The sequence below is a fragment of the Pectobacterium jejuense genome, assembly GCF_026800125.1.
In the GTDB taxonomy this organism is placed as follows: Bacteria; Pseudomonadota; Gammaproteobacteria; order Enterobacterales; family Enterobacteriaceae; genus Pectobacterium; species Pectobacterium jejuense.
Window position 1 is genome coordinate 1 of the sequence record NZ_JAPQKX010000019.1, and the last position, 18,843, is coordinate 18,843.

General features: G+C 53.8%; 10 protein-coding genes. 8 read left to right on the forward strand and 2 right to left on the reverse strand.

The window, feature by feature from the left end; all coding sequences use genetic code 11:
- Positions 1 to 266 precede the first annotated feature (266 nt).
- The 4 genes from metA (at position 267) to aceK (ending at position 6,195) form a co-directional block, all read left to right on the forward strand.
- Complete coding sequence (gene metA, locus NXT09_RS21610) at positions 267 to 1,196, forward strand: homoserine O-acetyltransferase MetA (protein ID WP_095992991.1); 930 nt, start codon at positions 267 to 269, stop codon at positions 1,194 to 1,196.
- Between the two features lie 284 nt (positions 1,197 to 1,480).
- Positions 1,481 to 3,079 (forward strand): malate synthase A, encoded by a 1,599-nt coding sequence (gene aceB, locus NXT09_RS21615; RefSeq protein WP_268581128.1) that lies wholly within the window; start codon positions 1,481 to 1,483, stop codon positions 3,077 to 3,079.
- 31 nt (positions 3,080 to 3,110) lie between these two features.
- Complete coding sequence (gene aceA, locus NXT09_RS21620; protein WP_268581129.1) at positions 3,111 to 4,418, forward strand: isocitrate lyase; 1,308 nt, start codon at positions 3,111 to 3,113, stop codon at positions 4,416 to 4,418.
- Positions 4,419 to 4,467: 49 nt separating this feature from the next.
- Complete coding sequence (gene aceK, locus NXT09_RS21625; protein ID WP_268581140.1) at positions 4,468 to 6,195, forward strand: bifunctional isocitrate dehydrogenase kinase/phosphatase; 1,728 nt, start codon at positions 4,468 to 4,470, stop codon at positions 6,193 to 6,195.
- Positions 6,196 to 6,536: 341 nt separating this feature from the next.
- On the opposite strand, the gene iclR is transcribed toward aceK, so the two are convergent.
- Complete coding sequence (iclR, locus tag NXT09_RS21630; protein WP_039462458.1) at positions 6,537 to 7,367, reverse strand: glyoxylate bypass operon transcriptional repressor IclR; 831 nt, start codon at positions 7,365 to 7,367, stop codon at positions 6,537 to 6,539.
- A gap of 316 nt (positions 7,368 to 7,683) precedes the next feature.
- On the opposite strand from iclR, the gene metH reads away from it, so the two are divergent.
- The 3 genes from metH to foxA all read left to right on the forward strand — a co-directional run bounded on the left by metH (position 7,684) and on the right by foxA (position 15,225).
- On the forward strand, positions 7,684 to 11,367 hold the full coding sequence (gene metH, locus NXT09_RS21635) for a methionine synthase (RefSeq protein WP_268581130.1): 3,684 nt from the start codon (positions 7,684 to 7,686) through the stop codon (positions 11,365 to 11,367).
- A 616-nt stretch (positions 11,368 to 11,983) separates the two neighbouring features.
- Positions 11,984 to 12,940: a helix-turn-helix transcriptional regulator gene (locus NXT09_RS21640; protein ID WP_268581131.1), complete on the forward strand. Its 957-nt coding sequence runs from the start codon at positions 11,984 to 11,986 to the stop codon at positions 12,938 to 12,940.
- 179 nt (positions 12,941 to 13,119) lie between these two features.
- The gene (foxA, locus tag NXT09_RS21645) at positions 13,120 to 15,225 is read left to right on the forward strand and encodes a ferrioxamine B receptor FoxA (RefSeq protein WP_268581132.1); all 2,106 of its coding nucleotides are present in this window, start codon (positions 13,120 to 13,122) and stop codon (positions 15,223 to 15,225) included.
- Between the two features lie 71 nt (positions 15,226 to 15,296).
- Here foxA and NXT09_RS21650 read toward each other — a convergent pair whose 3' ends face one another.
- Complete coding sequence (locus NXT09_RS21650) at positions 15,297 to 16,751, reverse strand: DASS family sodium-coupled anion symporter (protein WP_268581133.1); 1,455 nt, start codon at positions 16,749 to 16,751, stop codon at positions 15,297 to 15,299.
- A gap of 306 nt (positions 16,752 to 17,057) precedes the next feature.
- On the opposite strand from NXT09_RS21650, the gene NXT09_RS21655 reads away from it, so the two are divergent.
- Entirely contained in the window at positions 17,058 to 18,704 is a 1,647-nt protein-coding gene (locus NXT09_RS21655) for a Na/Pi cotransporter family protein (protein WP_240583858.1), read from the forward strand.
- The last annotated feature ends 139 nt before the right edge of the window (positions 18,705 to 18,843 follow it).

Consider the following 18,843-nt stretch of genomic DNA (forward strand, 5'->3'; position numbering starts at 1 on the left):
CCCCATGTGAGAGTAGGGAACTGCCAGGCATCAAACAAGTGGAAAGCCCTCGTCGAAAGACGAGGGCTTTTTGCTATATGTCGATCGCGTTAGTGATTCTGACGCGCTTAAACGTATTCAGCAGAAGTAACACTGACGACGCATACTCGGTTTCGTGAAACATTTTCACCTTATGCGCTGAGCACTCGACATTAGAACGAAAACTCGTTATCTTCAGGCATCTGGATGTCTAAACGTTTAAACGTATGCTTTGAGGATATAAGGTTATGCCAATTCGGGTTCCTGATGAGTTACCAGCTGTTAATTTTCTGCGTAATGAGAACGTCTTTGTGATGACGTCCTCGCGTGCTAAAACGCAGGAAATTCGTCCCCTCAAAGTGCTGGTGCTGAACCTGATGCCTAAAAAGATCGAGACTGAAAACCAGTTTCTGCGCCTGTTATCCAATTCCCCCTTACAGATCGATATCCAGCTGTTGCGTATCGATAGTCGTGAATCAAAGAATACGCCGGCTGAGCATTTGAATAACTTCTACTGCGATTTCGACGACATCCAAAACGAAAATTTTGATGGCCTGATTGTGACTGGCGCACCGCTGGGATTAGTCGATTTCTGCGATGTTGTTTATTGGCCACAGATCGCACGTGTCATCGAGTGGGCAAAAGAGCATGTGACCTCCACATTATTCGTGTGTTGGGCTGTACAGGCTGCTCTCAATATCCTCTACGGTATTCCCAAGATGACTCGCAAGGAAAAGCTATCCGGCGTTTACCTACATCAAACGTTGCAACCCCACGCTTTGCTGACCCGCGGCTTTGATGAGACGTTCCTGGCACCACATTCACGCTATGCAGATTTCCCCGCTGATGTAATTCGTCAGCATACGGATTTAGAGATTCTGGTTGAGTCGGAGCAGGCCGGAGCCTATCTGTTTGCCAGCAAAGATAAGCGTCTGGCGTTTGTGACCGGACACCCTGAGTATGATGTCTTGACGCTAGCGGGCGAGTTTTTCCGCGATTGTGATGCTGGATTGGATCCGGCCGTTCCGGTGAATTATTTCCCCGATGACAACCCTGAACTGGCACCGAAAGCGAGCTGGCGTAGCCACGGTCATCTGCTTTTTGTTAACTGGCTGAATTACTATGTTTACCAGATTACGCCTTACGATTTACGCCGGATGAACCCTACGCTGGACTAACCTCATTTTCCTTCTTTTCTCTAAGGCACCTTTTGAGGTGCCTTTCTTTTTTGTGCTGAACCCTTCCATTTCTGTTGGTTAATGAAAGTTATTTCTCTTCCTTTTTGATTTTAATTCTCATTTTTATCATGAAGTTATTTTTATTTTTTCATTAAAATGGAAATTGTTTTTGATTTTGTTTTTTCTTGTATTACGCTTAATTCTGTCGGCTAAGAAATGTACATACTGGTTTGCCGATTTGGCGGTTGTTGATAAATGAAGCGGAATCTGAAAAGGAACCACGAATGATGCAGCAGACGATAAACAGAGAATTGGCGTTTAGTCAGCGTTTTGGCGAAGGTGAGAAACAAATTCTGACGGAAGAAGCGATTGATTTCTTGACGGAGCTGGTCGCACATTTCACGCCAGCACGTAATCAATTACTCGCCGAACGGCAGGTACAACAGCGTAATATCGATCAGGGTAAGTTGCCTGATTTTATTTCAGAAACAGCTTCCATTCGTGATAAGGCATGGACAATACGCGGTATTCCCGATGACCTTCAGGATCGTCGCGTTGAAATTACCGGTCCGGTCGAACGCAAGATGGTGATCAACGCATTGAATGCCAACGTGAAAGTATTCATGGCGGACTTCGAGGATTCGTTGTCGCCGAGTTGGGAAAAGGTGATCGACGGGCAAATCAACTTGCGTGATGCCGTACGCGGTACGATTTCCTATATCAATGAAACAGGAAAAATCTACCAGCTGAAGCCCAATCCTGCCGTATTGATTTGCCGGGTACGCGGCTTGCATCTGCCTGAAAAACACGTGTCCTGGCAGGGGGACGCGATTCCCGGCAGCCTGTTCGACTTCGCGCTGTATTTTTTCCACAACTATCAGGAACTGCTAAAGAAAGGTAGTGGCCCTTATTTCTATCTGCCAAAGACCCAGTCATGGCAGGAAGCGGCCTGGTGGAATGATGTCTTCTGTTACACGGAAGATCGCTTTGATCTGCCGCGCGGGACAATCAAAGCGACAGTATTGATTGAAACGCTGCCTGCCGTTTTCCAGATGGACGAAATTCTCTATCACTTACGTGACCATATCGTTGGACTGAACTGCGGCCGCTGGGATTATATCTTCAGCTATATCAAAACATTAAAGAACCACAGCGATCGCGTTCTGCCCGATCGCCAGTCGGTGACGATGGAAAAACCGTTCCTTAGTGCTTACTCACGGCTGTTGATCAAAACCTGTCATCGCCGCGGTGCGTTCGCCATGGGCGGGATGGCGGCGTTCATTCCGAGTAAGGATGCGGAACGCAATAATTGGGTGTTGGATAAGGTACGTAAAGACAAAGAGCTGGAGGCTCACAATGGTCACGATGGCACTTGGGTGGCTCATCCGGGACTGGCTGATGCGGTGATGGAGGTGTTCGATCGGGCGTTAGGCGAGCGTAAAAATCAGCTCGAAATCAGCCGTGAACATGATGCGCCCATCCGTGCAGAAGAGCTGCTGGAGCCTTGCCCGGGAGAGCGCACGGAAGTGGGGATGCGCGCGAATATCCGTGTTGCGGTGCAGTACATCGAAGCATGGATATCCGGCAATGGATGCGTCCCGATTTATGGGCTGATGGAAGATGCGGCAACGGCAGAAATTTCCCGCACCTCAATCTGGCAGTGGATTCGCCACGGCAAGACATTAAGTGATGGTCGTGTGATCACCAAAGCGTTGTTCCGCCAGATGCTGGCCGAAGAGATGTTTGTGATTCAAGAGGAGCTCGGTGATGCCCGTTTCAGCGGGGGGCGCTTTGATGAAGCCGCTCGGCTAATGGAGCAAATTACCACGCAAGATGAGCTGATCGACTTCCTGACGCTACCTGGCTACGCATTGCTTGATTAATCCTGACTGATAATAAAAAGGAACCTCTGCTATGACGACCTCTCGTACCCAACAAGTCCAGCATATCGAAAAAGAGTGGAAAACCGCCCGCTGGGACGGTATTACGCGCCCCTACAGCGCAGAAGATGTGATTAATCTACGGGGATCGGTAAACCCGGAATGCACGCTCGCGCAGCTCGGCGCGGCAAAACTATGGAACCTGCTGCATGGTGACTCCCGCAAAGGCTATGTGAATTGTCTGGGCGCGCTGACGGGAGGGCAGGCTTTACAGCAGGCGAAAGCGGGCATCGAGGCGATTTACCTTTCCGGTTGGCAGGTGGCGGCGGATGCCAACCTGGCGTCCAGCATGTATCCCGATCAGTCGCTCTACCCGGCGAACTCTGTGCCCGCGGTAATTGAACGCATCAATAACACCTTTCGGCGAGCCGATCAGATTCAGTGGGCGAACCGCATTGAGCCGGGCGATAAGCGTCATACCGACTACTTTCTGCCGATTGTGGCGGATGCGGAGGCGGGGTTTGGCGGCGTGCTGAATGCGTTTGAACTGATGAAGTCGATGATCGAAGCGGGTGCTGCGGCGGTTCACTTTGAGGATCAGCTGGCATCTGCGAAGAAATGCGGGCACATGGGGGGCAAGGTTCTGGTTCCGACGCAGGAAGCGATTCAGAAACTGGTTGCGGCGCGTCTGGCGGCGGATGTCTTGGGCGTGCCGACCTTACTGGTCGCGCGAACCGATGCGGATGCAGCGGATTTGCTGACATCTGATTGTGATGAGTATGACCGTGATTTCATCACCGGAGAACGTACGGTGGAAGGCTTCTATCGCACGCGAGCCGGGATCGAGCAGGCAATCAGCCGCGGTCTGGCCTACGCACCGTATGCCGATTTGGTGTGGTGTGAAACCTCAACGCCGGATTTATCGCTGGCGCGTCGTTTTGCTGAGGCTATCCACGCGAAGTTCCCCGGTAAGCTGCTGGCGTACAACTGTTCACCTTCCTTTAACTGGAAGAAGAATCTGGATGACAGCACGATTGCCCGTTTTCAGGACGAGCTGTCGGCGATGGGCTACAAGTACCAATTCATTACGCTGGCTGGCATTCACAGCATGTGGTTCAACATGTTTGACCTGGCGCATGCCTATGCGCAGGGCGAGGGGATGAGGCACTACGTAGAAAAAGTGCAGCAGCCTGAATTTGAAGCGATTAAAAACGGCTATACCTTCTCATCGCATCAGCAGGAGGTCGGTACTGGCTACTTCGATAAGGTAACGAACATCATTCAGGGAGGCGAGTCTTCAGTGACGGCGCTGACGGGATCGACGGAAGAACAGCAGTTCTGATCCTAACCCGGTCAGATACGTACTGGCCGGGTTTCATCGGGAGATCATGATGACGCGTGACCTTGAAAAGCTGGTGGCGCAGACGATCCTGCAAGGATTTGATGCGCAATATGGACGTTTTCTCGAAGTGACGGCAGGGGCGCAGCAGCGCTTTGAACAGGCCGACTGGCCTGCTGTACAACAGGCAATGAAACAGCGTATTCACCTATACGATCACCACGTTGGTTTGGTGGTTGAACAGTTGCGCTGTATTACCGGTATCCGCTGCGATGATGCGGATTTTTTGGCTCGCGTGAAGCATATTTATACCCGTTTACTGCCGGACTACCCGCGTTTTGAGATTGCAGAGAGTTTCTTTAATTCCGTCTACTGTCGGCTGTTCAACCATCGGGAACTGACGCCTGATAAGCTGTTTGTTTTCAGCTCTCAGCCTGAACAGCGCTTTCGTGAAATTCCCCGGCCTATCGCCAAGACGTTTGTGCCCACTGACGGCTGGCAGAACATGTTGGAAAAACTGCTGAGTGATGTGCCGCTGCGTTTACCGTGGGAAGATTTGCCGCGTGATATTGGTTATATCACTGCGTATTTGCAGCGCACCTTCTCAGAGGAGCAGCTTGCGCAGGCGACATTACAGCTGGCTAATGAGCTGTTTTATCGTAACAAAGCGGCCTGGCTGGTAGGGAAATTGTCGCTCCCTGACGGTGTTTTTCCGTTCCTGCTGCCGATTCACCACAACGAACGCGGGGCGCTATTTATTGATACCTGCTTAACCAGTCAGGCAGACGCCAGCATTGTGTTCGGTTTCGCCCGCTCTTATTTCATGGTATATGCCCCGTTGCCGTCGGCGCTGGTGGCCTGGTTGCGTGACATTTTGCCGGGGAAGACGACGGCGGAGCTGTATCTGGCCATCGGCTGTCAGAAGCACAGTAAAACCGAGTATTACCGTGAATATCTGCACTACATTGCCGAATCAGAAGAGCAGTTCATCATCGCGCCCGGCGTGAAAGGTATGGTTATGTTGGTGTTTACGCTGCCGTCGTTCGATCGCGTATTTAAGGTCATTAAAGATCGTTTCGCGCCGCAGAAAGAGGTAAGTGCTGAGCGGGTAATGGCGTGCTATCAGCTGGTGAAAGAGCACGATCGCGTGGGGCGAATGGCGGATACGCAGGAATATGAAAACTTCGTCATCGATAAGCATCGTATCAGCCCGGAACTGCTGGATGAGCTTTGGCGTGAGGTGCCAGAGAAGCTGGAAGATCTGGGCGATCAATTGGTGATCCGGCACCTGTACATGGAACGCCGGATGACGCCGCTGAACCTCTATCTGGAACAGGCAAGCGCACAGCAGCTGCACGATGTGATTGAAGAATACGGCAATGCCATCAAACAGCTGGCCGCGGCGAATATTTTCCCCGGCGACATGCTATTCAAGAATTTCGGCGTCACGCGTCATGGGCGAGTCGTATTTTATGACTACGATGAAATCTGCTACATGACTGAAGTGAATTTCCGCAAAATCCCGCCGCCGCGTTACCCAGAGGACGAACTGGCCGCCGAGCCGTGGTACAGCGTCGCACCGAATGACGTGTTTCCCGAAGAGTTTCCTCATTTCCTGTGCAGTGACAGCCACATTCGTACGCTGTTTGAGGAAATGCACGGCGATCTGTTTTGCGCGGATTACTGGCGAGAATTACAGCAGCGCATCAGGGACGGGCACATTGAGGATGTTTACGCCTACCGACGCCGCAAGCGTTTCAGTCAGCGTGTTGCAATTTGAGCGTTGCTCGTTATTCGTTATATGTATTCTGTCTCTGAGAGCGTTTCGTGCGCCACACCGCTTCCATTTACATGCGATACCGTATACGCGCCCGACGTAGGGCGGCTCAGTCGCCTCCGCCCTACGAACCCAGGCTTCCGGCTAAATTATGCCGCTACGCGGTTCCATCGATGCTCTTGACCGCTAGTCGAGCCGCCAGTGACGCGTTCCCGACGCGGCACTGGCTTTCGCGACGTCCTGTCGCTCACTCGGCGGTCAAGTTCACCGCTGCATAATTTTCACGCCGGGCATGTAGTAAAACTCGTCATAACGAGCTCTTATTACGAGGAATACTCCATAGTTTATAACCCGCTGTATTCCTGCATGACCTGTTTCGCGGCTTTGATCACCAGTGCGCCGAGTTCTGTGACGCGGTCGTCCGTTATGCGCGACACGGGGCCGGAAATGGAAATGGCGGCGAACGCTTCATGATGTTCATCCAGAATACAGGCCGCGATGCAGCGCAGCCCCAGCGCGTGCTCTTCGTCATCGAACGAATAGCCCTGCTTGCGAATCAGCGACAGGTTTTCTTTCAACGCTTGTGGCGAGCTGAAGGTGTGTGGCGTGTAGCCATGCAGCCCTTTCTTGTGCAGCAGTTGAGTGACCTGAGCATCGGGTAAATGCGCCAGAAACGCTTTCCCGGCACCGGAAGCATGCATCGGCAGCTTACCGCCGATCGGGGCGGACATACGCATCAGCGCCGTACACTGCACCTGATCGATGATGATCGCTTGGCTGTCGGTCTGATCGAGCACGGCCAGATTGACGGTTTCACCAGAATCTTCCATTAACTTGCGTACTATCGGATGCACAATCGCCAGCAGGTTGCGGCTTTGCAGAAAGCTGCTGCCGACGATAAACGCATGTGATGCAATCGTCCACAGCCCCAGGTCGCCAACCTGACGCACAAAGCCCTGTTGCTGCATGGTGGTGAGTAGACGGTGAGTCGTGGAATTCGGTAAACCGGCCTGCTGAGCGAGATCGGTTAGCGCCACGCTGCCGTTGGCCTTGGCAATATATTCAAGCAGCGTCAGGCCACGGGTCAGCGATTGGACCTGCCCGGTTGGCTGTGCGGCGGTGCCCGCGCTGGCTCTGGGTTTTTTCCCACGTTTAGCTGGCTCTGGTGGCGTCATGGCGTCGATTCCTTTTTATGGTAATGGAATTGATTTTCGTTTTTTCACCGCAGAATGCAACTCTTCTTTCTCTGTGCTTTTTATCGGCAAATGACCTGAAAAAGTCTCATGCTACACCGCGTTAGCGTGTTCATAACTTATGCTAGGATATACCCGTCATACTCCAAGCTGCATGTGCGTTGGCTTCCCTTACTCACCCCAGTCACTTACTAATGTAAGCTCCTGGGGATTCGTGCGATTGCCGCCTTCCTGCAACTCGAATTATTTTGGGTATAGACACAACATATCGTATTTATTGGCCGGGAATGGGGTTCGCGTGAGTAATCGGGTAGACGAATTGCGGCGTCAGTTGGCGCAACGCATTATGGTGCTGGATGGTGGTATGGGAACCATGATCCAGGGTTATCGCCTGCAGGAAGCAGATTATCGCGGTGAGCGCTTTGCTGACTGGCCGAGCGATGTGAAGGGAAATAACGATCTGCTGGTGCTCACTAAGCCGCAGGTGATTAGCGAAATCCATGACGCCTATCTGGAAGCCGGTGCCGACATTCTCGAAACCAACACCTTCAACGCCACCACCATTGCGATGGCGGACTATGATATGCAGGCGCTGTCGGCGGAAATTAATACCGTTGCCGCACAGCTGGCGCGCGCCAGTGCGGATAAATGGACAGCCTTAACGCCGGATAAGCCACGTTATGTTGCTGGTGTGCTCGGCCCGACGAACCGTACCGCGTCGATCTCTCCCGATGTTAACGATCCGGCATACCGTAACGTCAGTTTTGATCAACTGGTGGAAGCGTATCGCGAATCGACACGCGCACTGATCGCAGGCGGTGTTGATCTGATCATGATCGAAACCATCTTCGATACGTTGAACGCTAAAGCAGCGAGTTTCGCGGTAGAAAGCGAGTTTGAGGCATTAGGGATCACATTGCCAGTGATGATTTCCGGCACGATCACGGATGCGTCAGGGCGTACGCTATCGGGCCAGACAACAGAAGCGTTTTACAACTCCTTACGCCATTCCCGCCCGCTATCTTTCGGCCTGAACTGTGCGCTGGGGCCGGATGAACTGCGTCAGTATGTCGCTGAACTGTCCCGTATTTCAGAATGCTATGTGAGTGCGCACCCGAACGCAGGGCTGCCCAACGCCTTTGGAGAATACGATCTGGATCCGGCCGATATGGCGAAACATATCGGCGAATGGGCGCAGGCGGGTTTTCTTAATATCGTCGGCGGCTGCTGTGGATCGACACCTGCACACATTGCCGCGATGGCAAAAGTGGTGGAAGGGGTACCGCCACGCAAGCTGCCAGAGATTCCGGTGGCCTGCCGGTTATCCGGTCTGGAACCGCTGACTATCGATGCCAACACGCTGTTTGTTAACGTCGGGGAACGGACGAACGTCACTGGTTCCGCACGTTTTAAGCGTCTGATCAAAGAAGAAAAATATAACGAAGCACTGGACGTCGCCCGCCAGCAGGTGGAAAGCGGCGCGCAGATCATCGACATCAACATGGATGAAGGCATGCTGGATGCGGAAGCGGCGATGGTCCGTTTCCTGAACCTCATCGCCGGTGAACCTGATATTGCCCGTGTGCCGATCATGATCGACTCCTCAAAATGGGAGGTGGTTGAGAAAGGGCTTAAATGTATTCAGGGCAAGGGAATTGTTAACTCGATTTCCATGAAAGAAGGCGTTGAGGCCTTTGTGCATCACGCCAAACTGGTACGGCGCTATGGCGCAGCCGTGGTGGTGATGGCGTTTGATGAAGTCGGTCAGGCGGATACCCGCGCACGTAAAATTGAAATTTGTCGCCGGGCGTACCGTATCCTGACGGAAGACGTTGGTTTCCCACCGGAAGATATCATTTTCGATCCGAACATTTTTGCTGTGGCAACGGGGATCGATGAGCATAACAACTACGCGGTGGATTTCATCGAAGCCTGTGCGGACATCAAGGCGCAGCTGCCGCATGCGATGATCTCCGGCGGCGTATCCAACGTTTCCTTCTCATTCCGCGGCAACGATCTGGTGCGTGAAGCGATCCACGCCGTTTTCCTGTATTACGCGATCCGCAATGGTATGGACATGGGGATCGTGAACGCCAGTCAGTTGGCGATCTATGACGATCTTCCTGTTGAGCTGCGCGATGCGGTTGAAGATGTGATCCTTAACCGTCGCAGCGATGCCACCGAGCGTATGCTCGATCTGGCGGAAAAATATCGCGGCAGCAAAACGGAAGATGAAGGCAGCAAAACGCAGGCGGAGTGGCGCGGCTGGGACGTGCGGAAGCGTCTGGAATATTCGCTGGTTAAAGGCATTACCGAATTTATCGAGCTGGATACCGAAGAAGCGCGCCAGCAGGCGGCGCGGCCGATCGAGGTAATTGAAGGCCCGCTGATGGACGGCATGAACGTGGTCGGCGACCTGTTCGGTGCGGGTAAAATGTTTTTGCCGCAGGTGGTGAAATCCGCCCGCGTGATGAAGCAGGCCGTGGCCTATCTCGAACCCTACATTGAAGCCAGTAAAGACAAAGGTAGTTCCGCTGGGAAAGTCCTGCTGGCGACGGTAAAAGGCGACGTCCACGATATCGGCAAGAATATTGTTGGCGTGGTGCTGCAATGTAACAACTACGAGATTATCGATCTGGGCGTGATGGTGCCGACGGATAAAATCCTGAAGACCGCGCGTGAAGAGAAGGTCGATATCATCGGGCTGTCCGGGCTGATTACGCCGTCGCTGGATGAAATGGTCAACGTGGCGAAAGAGATGGAGCGTCAGGGCTTTACGCTGCCGCTGCTGATTGGCGGCGCGACGACGTCTAAAGCGCATACCGCTGTGAAGATTGAGCAGAACTATAGCGGCCCGACGGTCTACGTGCAGAATGCTTCACGCTCTGTCGGCGTGGTATCGGCGCTGCTGTCCAGTGCGCAATATGACGACTTTGTTGCACGTACCCGTAAAGAGTACGAAACCGTGCGTATTCAGCATGCGCGTAAAAAGCCGAGAACGCCGCCCGTGACGCTGGAAGCGGCTCGCGCTAACGCTTCGGATCTGGATTGGGAGAACTACACGCCGCCCGTTGCGCATCGACTGGGCGTTCAGGAAGTGACGGCCAGCATCGAAACGCTGCGCAACTACATCGACTGGACGCCGTTCTTTATGACCTGGTCGCTGGCCGGGAAATATCCCCGTATTCTGGAAGATGAGGTGGTGGGTGAAGAGGCCAAGCGCCTGTTTGCCGATGCCAACGCGATGCTGGACGATTTGTCCGAACGCGGCGCACTTAATCCGCTTGGCGTGGTTGGCTTATTCCCGGCGAACCGCGTTGGGGATGACGTCGTGATTTATACCGATGAACGGCGTGAAACGGTGCTGTCAGTGAGCCACCATCTGCGCCAGCAGACGGAGAAAACCGACTTCCCGAACTACTGCCTGTCTGATTTTGTGGCGCCGAAGTCCAGCGGTAAGCCGGATTATCTCGGGGCCTTCGCGGTGACCGGTGGGCTGGAAGAAGATACGTTGGCCGATCAGTGGGAAGCCCAGCATGATGATTACAACAAGATCATGGTGAAGGCGATCTCTGACCGTCTGGCGGAAGCCTTTGCAGAATACCTGCATGAGCGTGTGCGTAAGGTCTACTGGGGCTATGCGCCGAATGAGAACCTCAGTAATGAGCTACTCATCCGTGAGAACTATCAGGGTATTCGCCCTGCACCGGGCTATCCGGCGTGCCCGGATCACACGGAGAAAGTGCAAATCTGGCAGTTGCTCGATGTAGAAAAGCATACTGGCATGAAGCTCACCGAATCCTATGCCATGTGGCCGGGCGCGTCGGTATCCGGCTGGTACTTCAGCCATCCCGACAGCAAATACTTCGCCGTCGCGCAAATCCAGCACGATCAGGTAGAGGATTACGCGGTGCGTAAAGGGATGGATGTGAGTGAGGTGGAGCGCTGGCTGGCGCCAAATTTGGGTTATGATGCCGATTAAGTTTCGACGTAAGTCGAGTATGACAATATCAGCCTCGGAGATTTAGTCATCTCAACTATGCCCGTGAGGGGGCGTTTCGTGCGTGATGAGCCACATTATTTCTCTGTGGTACTCGCACCACGCCCGCTCAGGGCGCTCAGTCGCCGCCGCCCTGAGAACCCAGGCTTTTTGGCGGAAATTATGCCGCTTTGCGGTTCCTTCGGCATTTGAGAACGCTAATCGTGCCGCTAGTGACGCGTTTACTCGCCCCATAAATGGGCCTCGCCCTTCGGGCCAGCACAAGTGCTGTTCAAAACGTCGTTGACGTTTTGTCCGGCGCGGCACTAGCTTTCGCAGCGTCCATGCTGCTCACACGGCGTCCTCGCTCGCCTCAGCATAATTTTTAACGCCGCTTGAAAAGTAAAACCGGTTAGCACGCAGATGTTTTCTGCTTCTTAGCCTATCGCCATGCAAGATTGATTGTGATGAGAATAGTTATCAATCTTATTGATGCGCCCGCTACGCAATGATAAGGTGAATAACGATCTCTGTAGCGAATACGTCGCTACGTCACGCATTTCCGCTAACCGCAGGCCTGATTCTGGGCGTTAAACAGGATGAGGGTATCTTCCCGCTGATGCTAAAACGACTCTTTTCCATTGAGGATTTCTTCGATATCGGTGAACGTTACGGGATTGATTACCACTTCCCGCAGCTGTCGTCCTGCCGTGAGCGCGCGAAAGAAAAGCGTATCGTGGTGCAGGGTGATGTCGAAGAGATGACGCTGTCCTCTGGGATTTGCCTGACGAATTCCAACGTGCAGGTGCTGCAGCCTTACGAATCGACGTCTTTGCACTGCTGTCCGTTTTATACGCTGGTGGTGCTGGAAGGTCGCGTCGCGCTGCGTCTGAACGGCAAGGAGTTTGTTGTTCGCTCCGGTATGGCATTCAGCACCCGGCTGGGTGACCCGTTAGTCATGAACGCCAGCCACCTCGCGGACTGTCATCTTCGCACCGTATCGCTGGGTATTTTCCCCACCACTTTTGCTTTGGATCCGCTGTTAGGCTCGCTGCTGAACGAGTGGGAACAGGGCGGTAATCCAACGTTTTTATGGCAGGTTCCCGGCTATTTATTATCTGGGTTGCAGCACGCGCTGGACAACACCGTGCCGGGATTATCGCGCCAGTTGATGTTGGAGGGCGTGATGCTACAGCTGCTAGGACAAGGCCTGTCATTCGGGCAACGTGGGGGAGAGCGGCGCGTCTTGCCTCCGCCCGGCGAACAGGATCGGCTGGAGAACGTTCGACGGCTTCTGGCGCAACAGCCTGAAAAAGAGTACACCCTCAATGAACTGGCGCAGCTGGCCGCGATGAGTACCAGTAGCCTGCGTTCCAAGTTTCGTCAGGCGTATGGTCATTCGGTCTTTGACTATCTACGTGACTGTCGGCTGGAACTGGCTCGGCGCTATCTGGTGCAGGGATACAGCGTTCAGCAGGCGGCCTGGATGTCGGGCTACCAGCATGCGACCAACTTTGCCACGGCTTTCCGGCGGCGTTACGGTATGGCGCCGAGCGATGCACGCATGGTCAGCTAGCATTCCCTTTCTTATCAACCTCCTGAGCCTTACTTGTGCCAGATATTGCCGCTTGACGCTTTCTCACTGAGTTCCCGTTTTGTCATTGCGCATACGCAAGTTGTCACTGCGCATAGCTATTGCAAGACTAAAAACGGTAATAATTCTTATTTACAATAATAAGGTCTGTGGAGATTCCCATGTTCAGAAAAACGCGGCTGGCGCTGGTGGTTGGCTGTTTCACCAGTGGATTAACGGTGTCGGCACTGGCGCAGGATACGCCATCCTCTTCTTCTCAGGGTGATACGTTAGTCGTGACGTCTCAAACGCAACGCGGCGCGACCAAGCTGGAAACGCCCGATATCGAGACTCCTCAGGCCGTTTCTATCATTACGCGCGATCAGATTCAGGAACAGGGCGCGACCAGCGTTCGTCAGGCGGTCGGCTATACGCCGGGCGTGTACAACAACCAAATCGGCGCATCCAACCGCTTTGACTACATGGTGCTGCGCGGCTTTTCCGACGGCAGTCTCGATAACGTCTATCTCGACGGGCTGAAGATGATGGGGGATACCAACTCCCATAGTTCGCTGGTTATCGATCCCTGGTTTCTCGACAGCATTGAAGTGGTCAGAGGCCCGGCGTCCGTACTCTATGGTCGTTCTTCTCCGGGCGGCATTGTGGCGCTGAACTCCCGTCAGCCGTCGTTCGATCGCAGCGGACAGATCAAACTGTTTGCAGGCAATAATGCGCAGCGCGGTGCGGCGTTTGACGTTACCGGACCGCTGGATGATGACGAGCGTTTTGCGTTCCGTCTGGGCGGGATGGTGCGTGAGGCGGATACCCAATTTGGGCCGCTGAAAGAAGAACGCTATGCGATTGCACCTAGTCTACTGTGGCGGATTTCCGACAAGACCCGTTTGGAGTTGATGGCGTACCTGCAACGCGATCCAGAAGGCGGCAGTCACTCGGGTTTGCCGTATGAAGGCACGGTAGTCGCGCACAACGGGCGGAAAATCTCGAACACCTTCTATGAAGGGGAAGAGAATTATGAGAAATACGACCGTAAGCAAAACATGGTGGGATACAACTTTGAACACGGTTTTGATAGCGGCTGGGCGGCGCGCCAAAAAGTGCGCTATCTGCGTACCAAAGTGCATTTGGATCAGGTTTACGCCTATGGCTGGACGCAGCCGAGCGCCGATACGCTGACCCGTTATTACTCAGGTTCCCGCGAGTCGCTGTCTGCATTAACGTTAGATAATCAGCTCGATGGCAGCGTGGATACCGGTGCGGTGAACCACCGTCTGCTGGTGGGGCTCGACTATCAGCAGCGTAATAACAATATGGACTGGCCTTCGGGGTCCTTCCCGGCGCTTGACGCGTTTAATCCCGTTTACGGTTCTGGTCCAACGGCCATGTCCGGTACGCTGGAAAAGCACAAGCTGCAACAGACGGGCATCTATCTACAAGATCAAATGAGCTGGGAGCGTTGGCGTTTAACGTTGGGCGGTCGTCACGACCAGGTAAAAGTGACCCATGTTAACCATACCAAGGGGACACACAGCGAGTTGGATAAAAACAACTTTAGCTCGCGTGCCGCCTTACTCTACCTGTTTGATAATGGCGTTGCACCGTATGTCAGCTATTCCACGGCCTTTACGCCGACCAGCTTCGCCGATGATAACGGCAACGTGCTGGAACCGATGAAAGGCAAACAGTGGGAAGCTGGGATGAAATATCAGCCTGAGGGTTCTAAGGATCAGTACAGCCTGTCGGTATTCCGTATTAACCAGAAGAATGTGGCGACAAAAGTTCAGCCTAACGATCCTTACCGCTCCGTGGGTGAAATTGAGTCTGAAGGGGTTGAACTGGAGGCCGTGAGCCACATTACCGATAATCTGCGTCTGCAAGCGGCCTATACCTATACGGATATTCGCTATAAGAAAAGCAGTGTGGCTGAGCAAGGAAAACGGGCGGTGTACGCGCCGCGCAATCAAGCCAGCGCCTGGGCTAGCTATGATGTCAAAAGCGGTCCACTGGACGGCCTGACGATTGGCTCCGGCGTACGTTACGTGAACGGTGTGACTTCCGATCGCGCTAACACCCACACGCTGCCGTCTTACACGCTGGTGGATCTGGCAGTGGGATACGATCTCTCGAAGGTCGGTCTGAAAGGGCTGAGTGCGCAGCTTAATGTGAACAACCTGACCGATAAACGCTATGTCTCCGCCTGTAACTCGCTGGAGTTCTGCTACTTCGGTGCGGAGCGCAGCGTAGTCGGCAGCGTCTCTTATTCGTTCTGATCGCGCGTGTTGCAGCCATGAAACGAAAGCCGGGGAAACCCGGCTTTTTCACATCATGTATTCGCTAACGATCAATACAGGCCAATCACCTTCCACCACAGCAGACCCGCGCTCATGAAGATCGCCTGATTCACCAGACTGACGACGAAACCGGTGCGCCACCAGACGGCGGTGGGCACGTAGCCCGCGCCGAACAGGATGGGGCCGCGCGCGTGGGTATATTGCGTCAGTGAGCAGTACAGACTGCTGGTAAACGCCAGCATGAATGCCATCGGCACCGCCGGAATGTTCAGGTTGATCCCGACGCCGAGGAATACGGCAAAAAGTGCGGCGATCTGCGCGTTGCCGCTGGCGAAGAAATAGTGGGTGTAGAAATAGGCCGCATTTAGCAGTAACAACACCAATACCCAGCTGGTTCCCTGCATTAAGTGGCCGATGTTGCTGCCGATGAGATCGCCAAACCAGTTGGTGAAGCCGAGCTTTTTCAACTGATTCGCCATCATCAGCAGGGCGGCGAACCAAATCAGCGTATCCCAGGCTCCTTTCTCGCTCTTCACGTCTTCCCAGTTCAGTACGCCGGTTAACAGCAGGAAAGACAGCCCGACGAACGAGGCTGTCGTGGCATCCACGCCTAATTTATCGCCAAAAATCCACAGCACCAGCAGCAGGACAACGGTGAATGCCATCAGCCATTCACCGCGGCTCATGTTGCCCATCTTTGCCAGTTCGGCGACGGCCAGTTTTGGTGCATCTGGCGTATGGCGAATTTCCGGCTTGGTCAGCCAGTAGACGAGCAGGGGGACAACGGCCAGAGAAATCAAACAGGGCACGAGCGCTGCCAGAAACCAGCTTCCCCACGTGATGGTCACGCCCGCGTTGGCCGCGAGTTTCACCGCCAGCAGGTTGCCGGTATAAGCGGTCATAAACAGCGCCGCCGTCACGTCGTTAACGTTACCGATGCAGGTAATCAGAAAGGTGCCAATCTTACTGCGCGAGGCATCTTCCGGTTTGGAATCGAAGCTGCGCGACAGCGAATCAGCAATGGGATAAATAATTCCGCCGCAGCGGGCGGTGTTGCTCGGCATCGCAGGGGAAAGGACCAGATCGGCAAAGGCCAGCCCGTAAGCCAGACCCAGCGTGCGTTTTCCCAACATGCGGATCATCTGCAAGGCGATACGGCGACCCAGCCCTGTTTTGATAAAGCCGCGCGCGATCATGAAGGCGACAACAATCAGCCAGATCAGCGAACTGTTCAGGTCGCTGAGCGCGGTTTGTATCGCACCGCTGGCCGTTGTATCTCCCGCGGCGTACGTCAGCGCAAAGAGTGTGATACTGATAATACCGATAGCCCCAATCGGGAGCACATTCGCGACAATACTCACGATCGTGGCGACGAAGAGGACGGCGGAGTGCCAGGCGGCGGGGCTTAAGCCAGTCGGGGGCTCCATGTGCCAAAAAAAGGCGGCGATGGCGAGGATAATGATTAGCGGAAGCCAGTTCAGTCCATATGAGGTTTTCGTTTTCATCCATTTTCCTTACTCGAGGGCTGCAAGATTATGCAGAGTTATAACCCATAAGAGTTATAGGGATAAAAAGAGCATAGCGCTAACCGGGAAAGGCGTGAGGCAAAATTATGGGCTTTTTGATTTGGATTCTGTTTTTTAAATATTGTCAGTTAAGTAATTGTTATACGTCATTGATCGCTGCACGATTTTGCTTTGGCGCGGGCTGCCTCGCAGTACGGTCCGCCAACATCTGGTAAGATGGTCGTTCATTACGTCATCAACACCTTCTATTTTATCAACACACGTTTAGCTGGAGGCGAGAATTTTTTGTTAACACTGCTGAATCTCCTTTCTGCGATTGCGTTACTGGTATGGGGCACTCACATTGTCCGCACCGGTATCATGCGAGTTTATGGTACCCAGTTACGGCGGGTTCTCAGCGATAGCGTTGAGAAAAAACCGTTGGCTTTTATGGCCGGTATTGGCGTAACCGCGCTGGTGCAGAGCAGCAATGCGACCGCGTTGCTGACGACCTCTTTTGTCTCACAGGGGCTGGTGGCATTAACGCCTGCGCTGGTGATTATTCTCGGGGCGGATGTCGGTACGGCACTGATGGTGCGTATTCTGACGTTCGATCTGTCCTGGCTTTCTCCGCTGCTGATTTTTCTGGGCGTAATATTTTTCCTCAGCCGTAAGCAGACGCGGGTGGGTCAGGTTGGTCGCGTGGCGATTGGGCTCGGGCTGATTTTGCTGGCGCTGGAAATGATTGTCGTGGCCGCGGCTCCGATCACACAAACGTCGGGCGTGAAAGTGCTGTTCTCCTCGTTGACGGGCGACGTCATGCTGGATGCACTGGCTGGCGCGCTGTTCGCGGTGATTACCTATTCCAGTCTGGCAGCGGTGCTGCTCACGGCAACCTTGACGGCAAGCGGTGTAATTTCGCTGGAAGTGGCGATGTGTCTGGTCATTGGTGCCAATCTGGGTAGCGGTTTACTGACGATGATGAGCACCTCGACGCAGAATGCGGATGGTCGACGCGTGGCGCTCGGTAGCATGCTGTTCAAGCTGATAGGCTGTTTGGTTGTGCTGCCGCTGGTTGAGCCGCTTTCGCGCTGGCTGACGCATATTCCGCTGGGTGCTGAAGAGCTGGTGATCTATTTCCACCTGTTCTACAACCTGATTCGCTGTCTGCTGCTGATCCCGCTCACTGGCGTGGTGGCGCGGCTGTCCTGTGCGATGATTGCTGACTCGCCGCAGGTCGATCTCCAGATGAAACCGCGCCATCTGGACACCAGTTCGCTGGATACGCCAGCGCTGGCGCTGACCAACGCCGCACGAGAAACGCTGCGCATTGGCGATGTGCTGGAGCAGATGCTGCGTCTGTACCGCGAAGTCTTGCAGGGCGACCATATGCAGCGGCGGGAGATTCGCCGACTCGATGATGATGTCGATATCCTTTACACCGCGATTAAACTCTATCTGGCGCAGATTCAGAAAGACGGATTGGATGAGCGAGATTCCCGGCGCTGGGCTGAGGTGATCGAAGTGGCGCTGAATCTGGAGCAGGCGGGAGATATTATCGAACGTATGGCAGATGACATTGCCAATCATTCCTCCGGCGTACGCATGGCGTTTTCCGCGCAGGGACTGGAAGAGTTAAACCATCTGCATGAACAACTGCTGGCGAATCTGCGTCTGGGGCTGTCGGTTTTCCTGTCAGAGGATGTCACCAGCGCGAAACGTCTGCGCCGTGCTAAACATCGCTTCCGCATTATGAACCGCCGTTATGCCCATGCGCATGTCGATCGCTTACATCAGCACAACGTACAGAGTCTGGAAACCAGTTCGCTCCATTTGAGCTTACTTGGGGACATGAACCGACTGAATTCACTGTTCTGTGCGGTGGCTTATAATGTCTTGATTGTGCAACAGGATGAGGACGAAGAGCGCGAAGAGTCACCGCTGACGCTGTGATCCTTTGAAGGTTATCTTAGTTATATTTTTATGCAGGCTAAGAGGTGGTTTCGTGCGCGATAATGCTGCCATTTTCCTGCTACTTCATAGCACGCGCCCGACACGGGACGGCTCAAACGCCGCTCGCCCCGTGACCCCA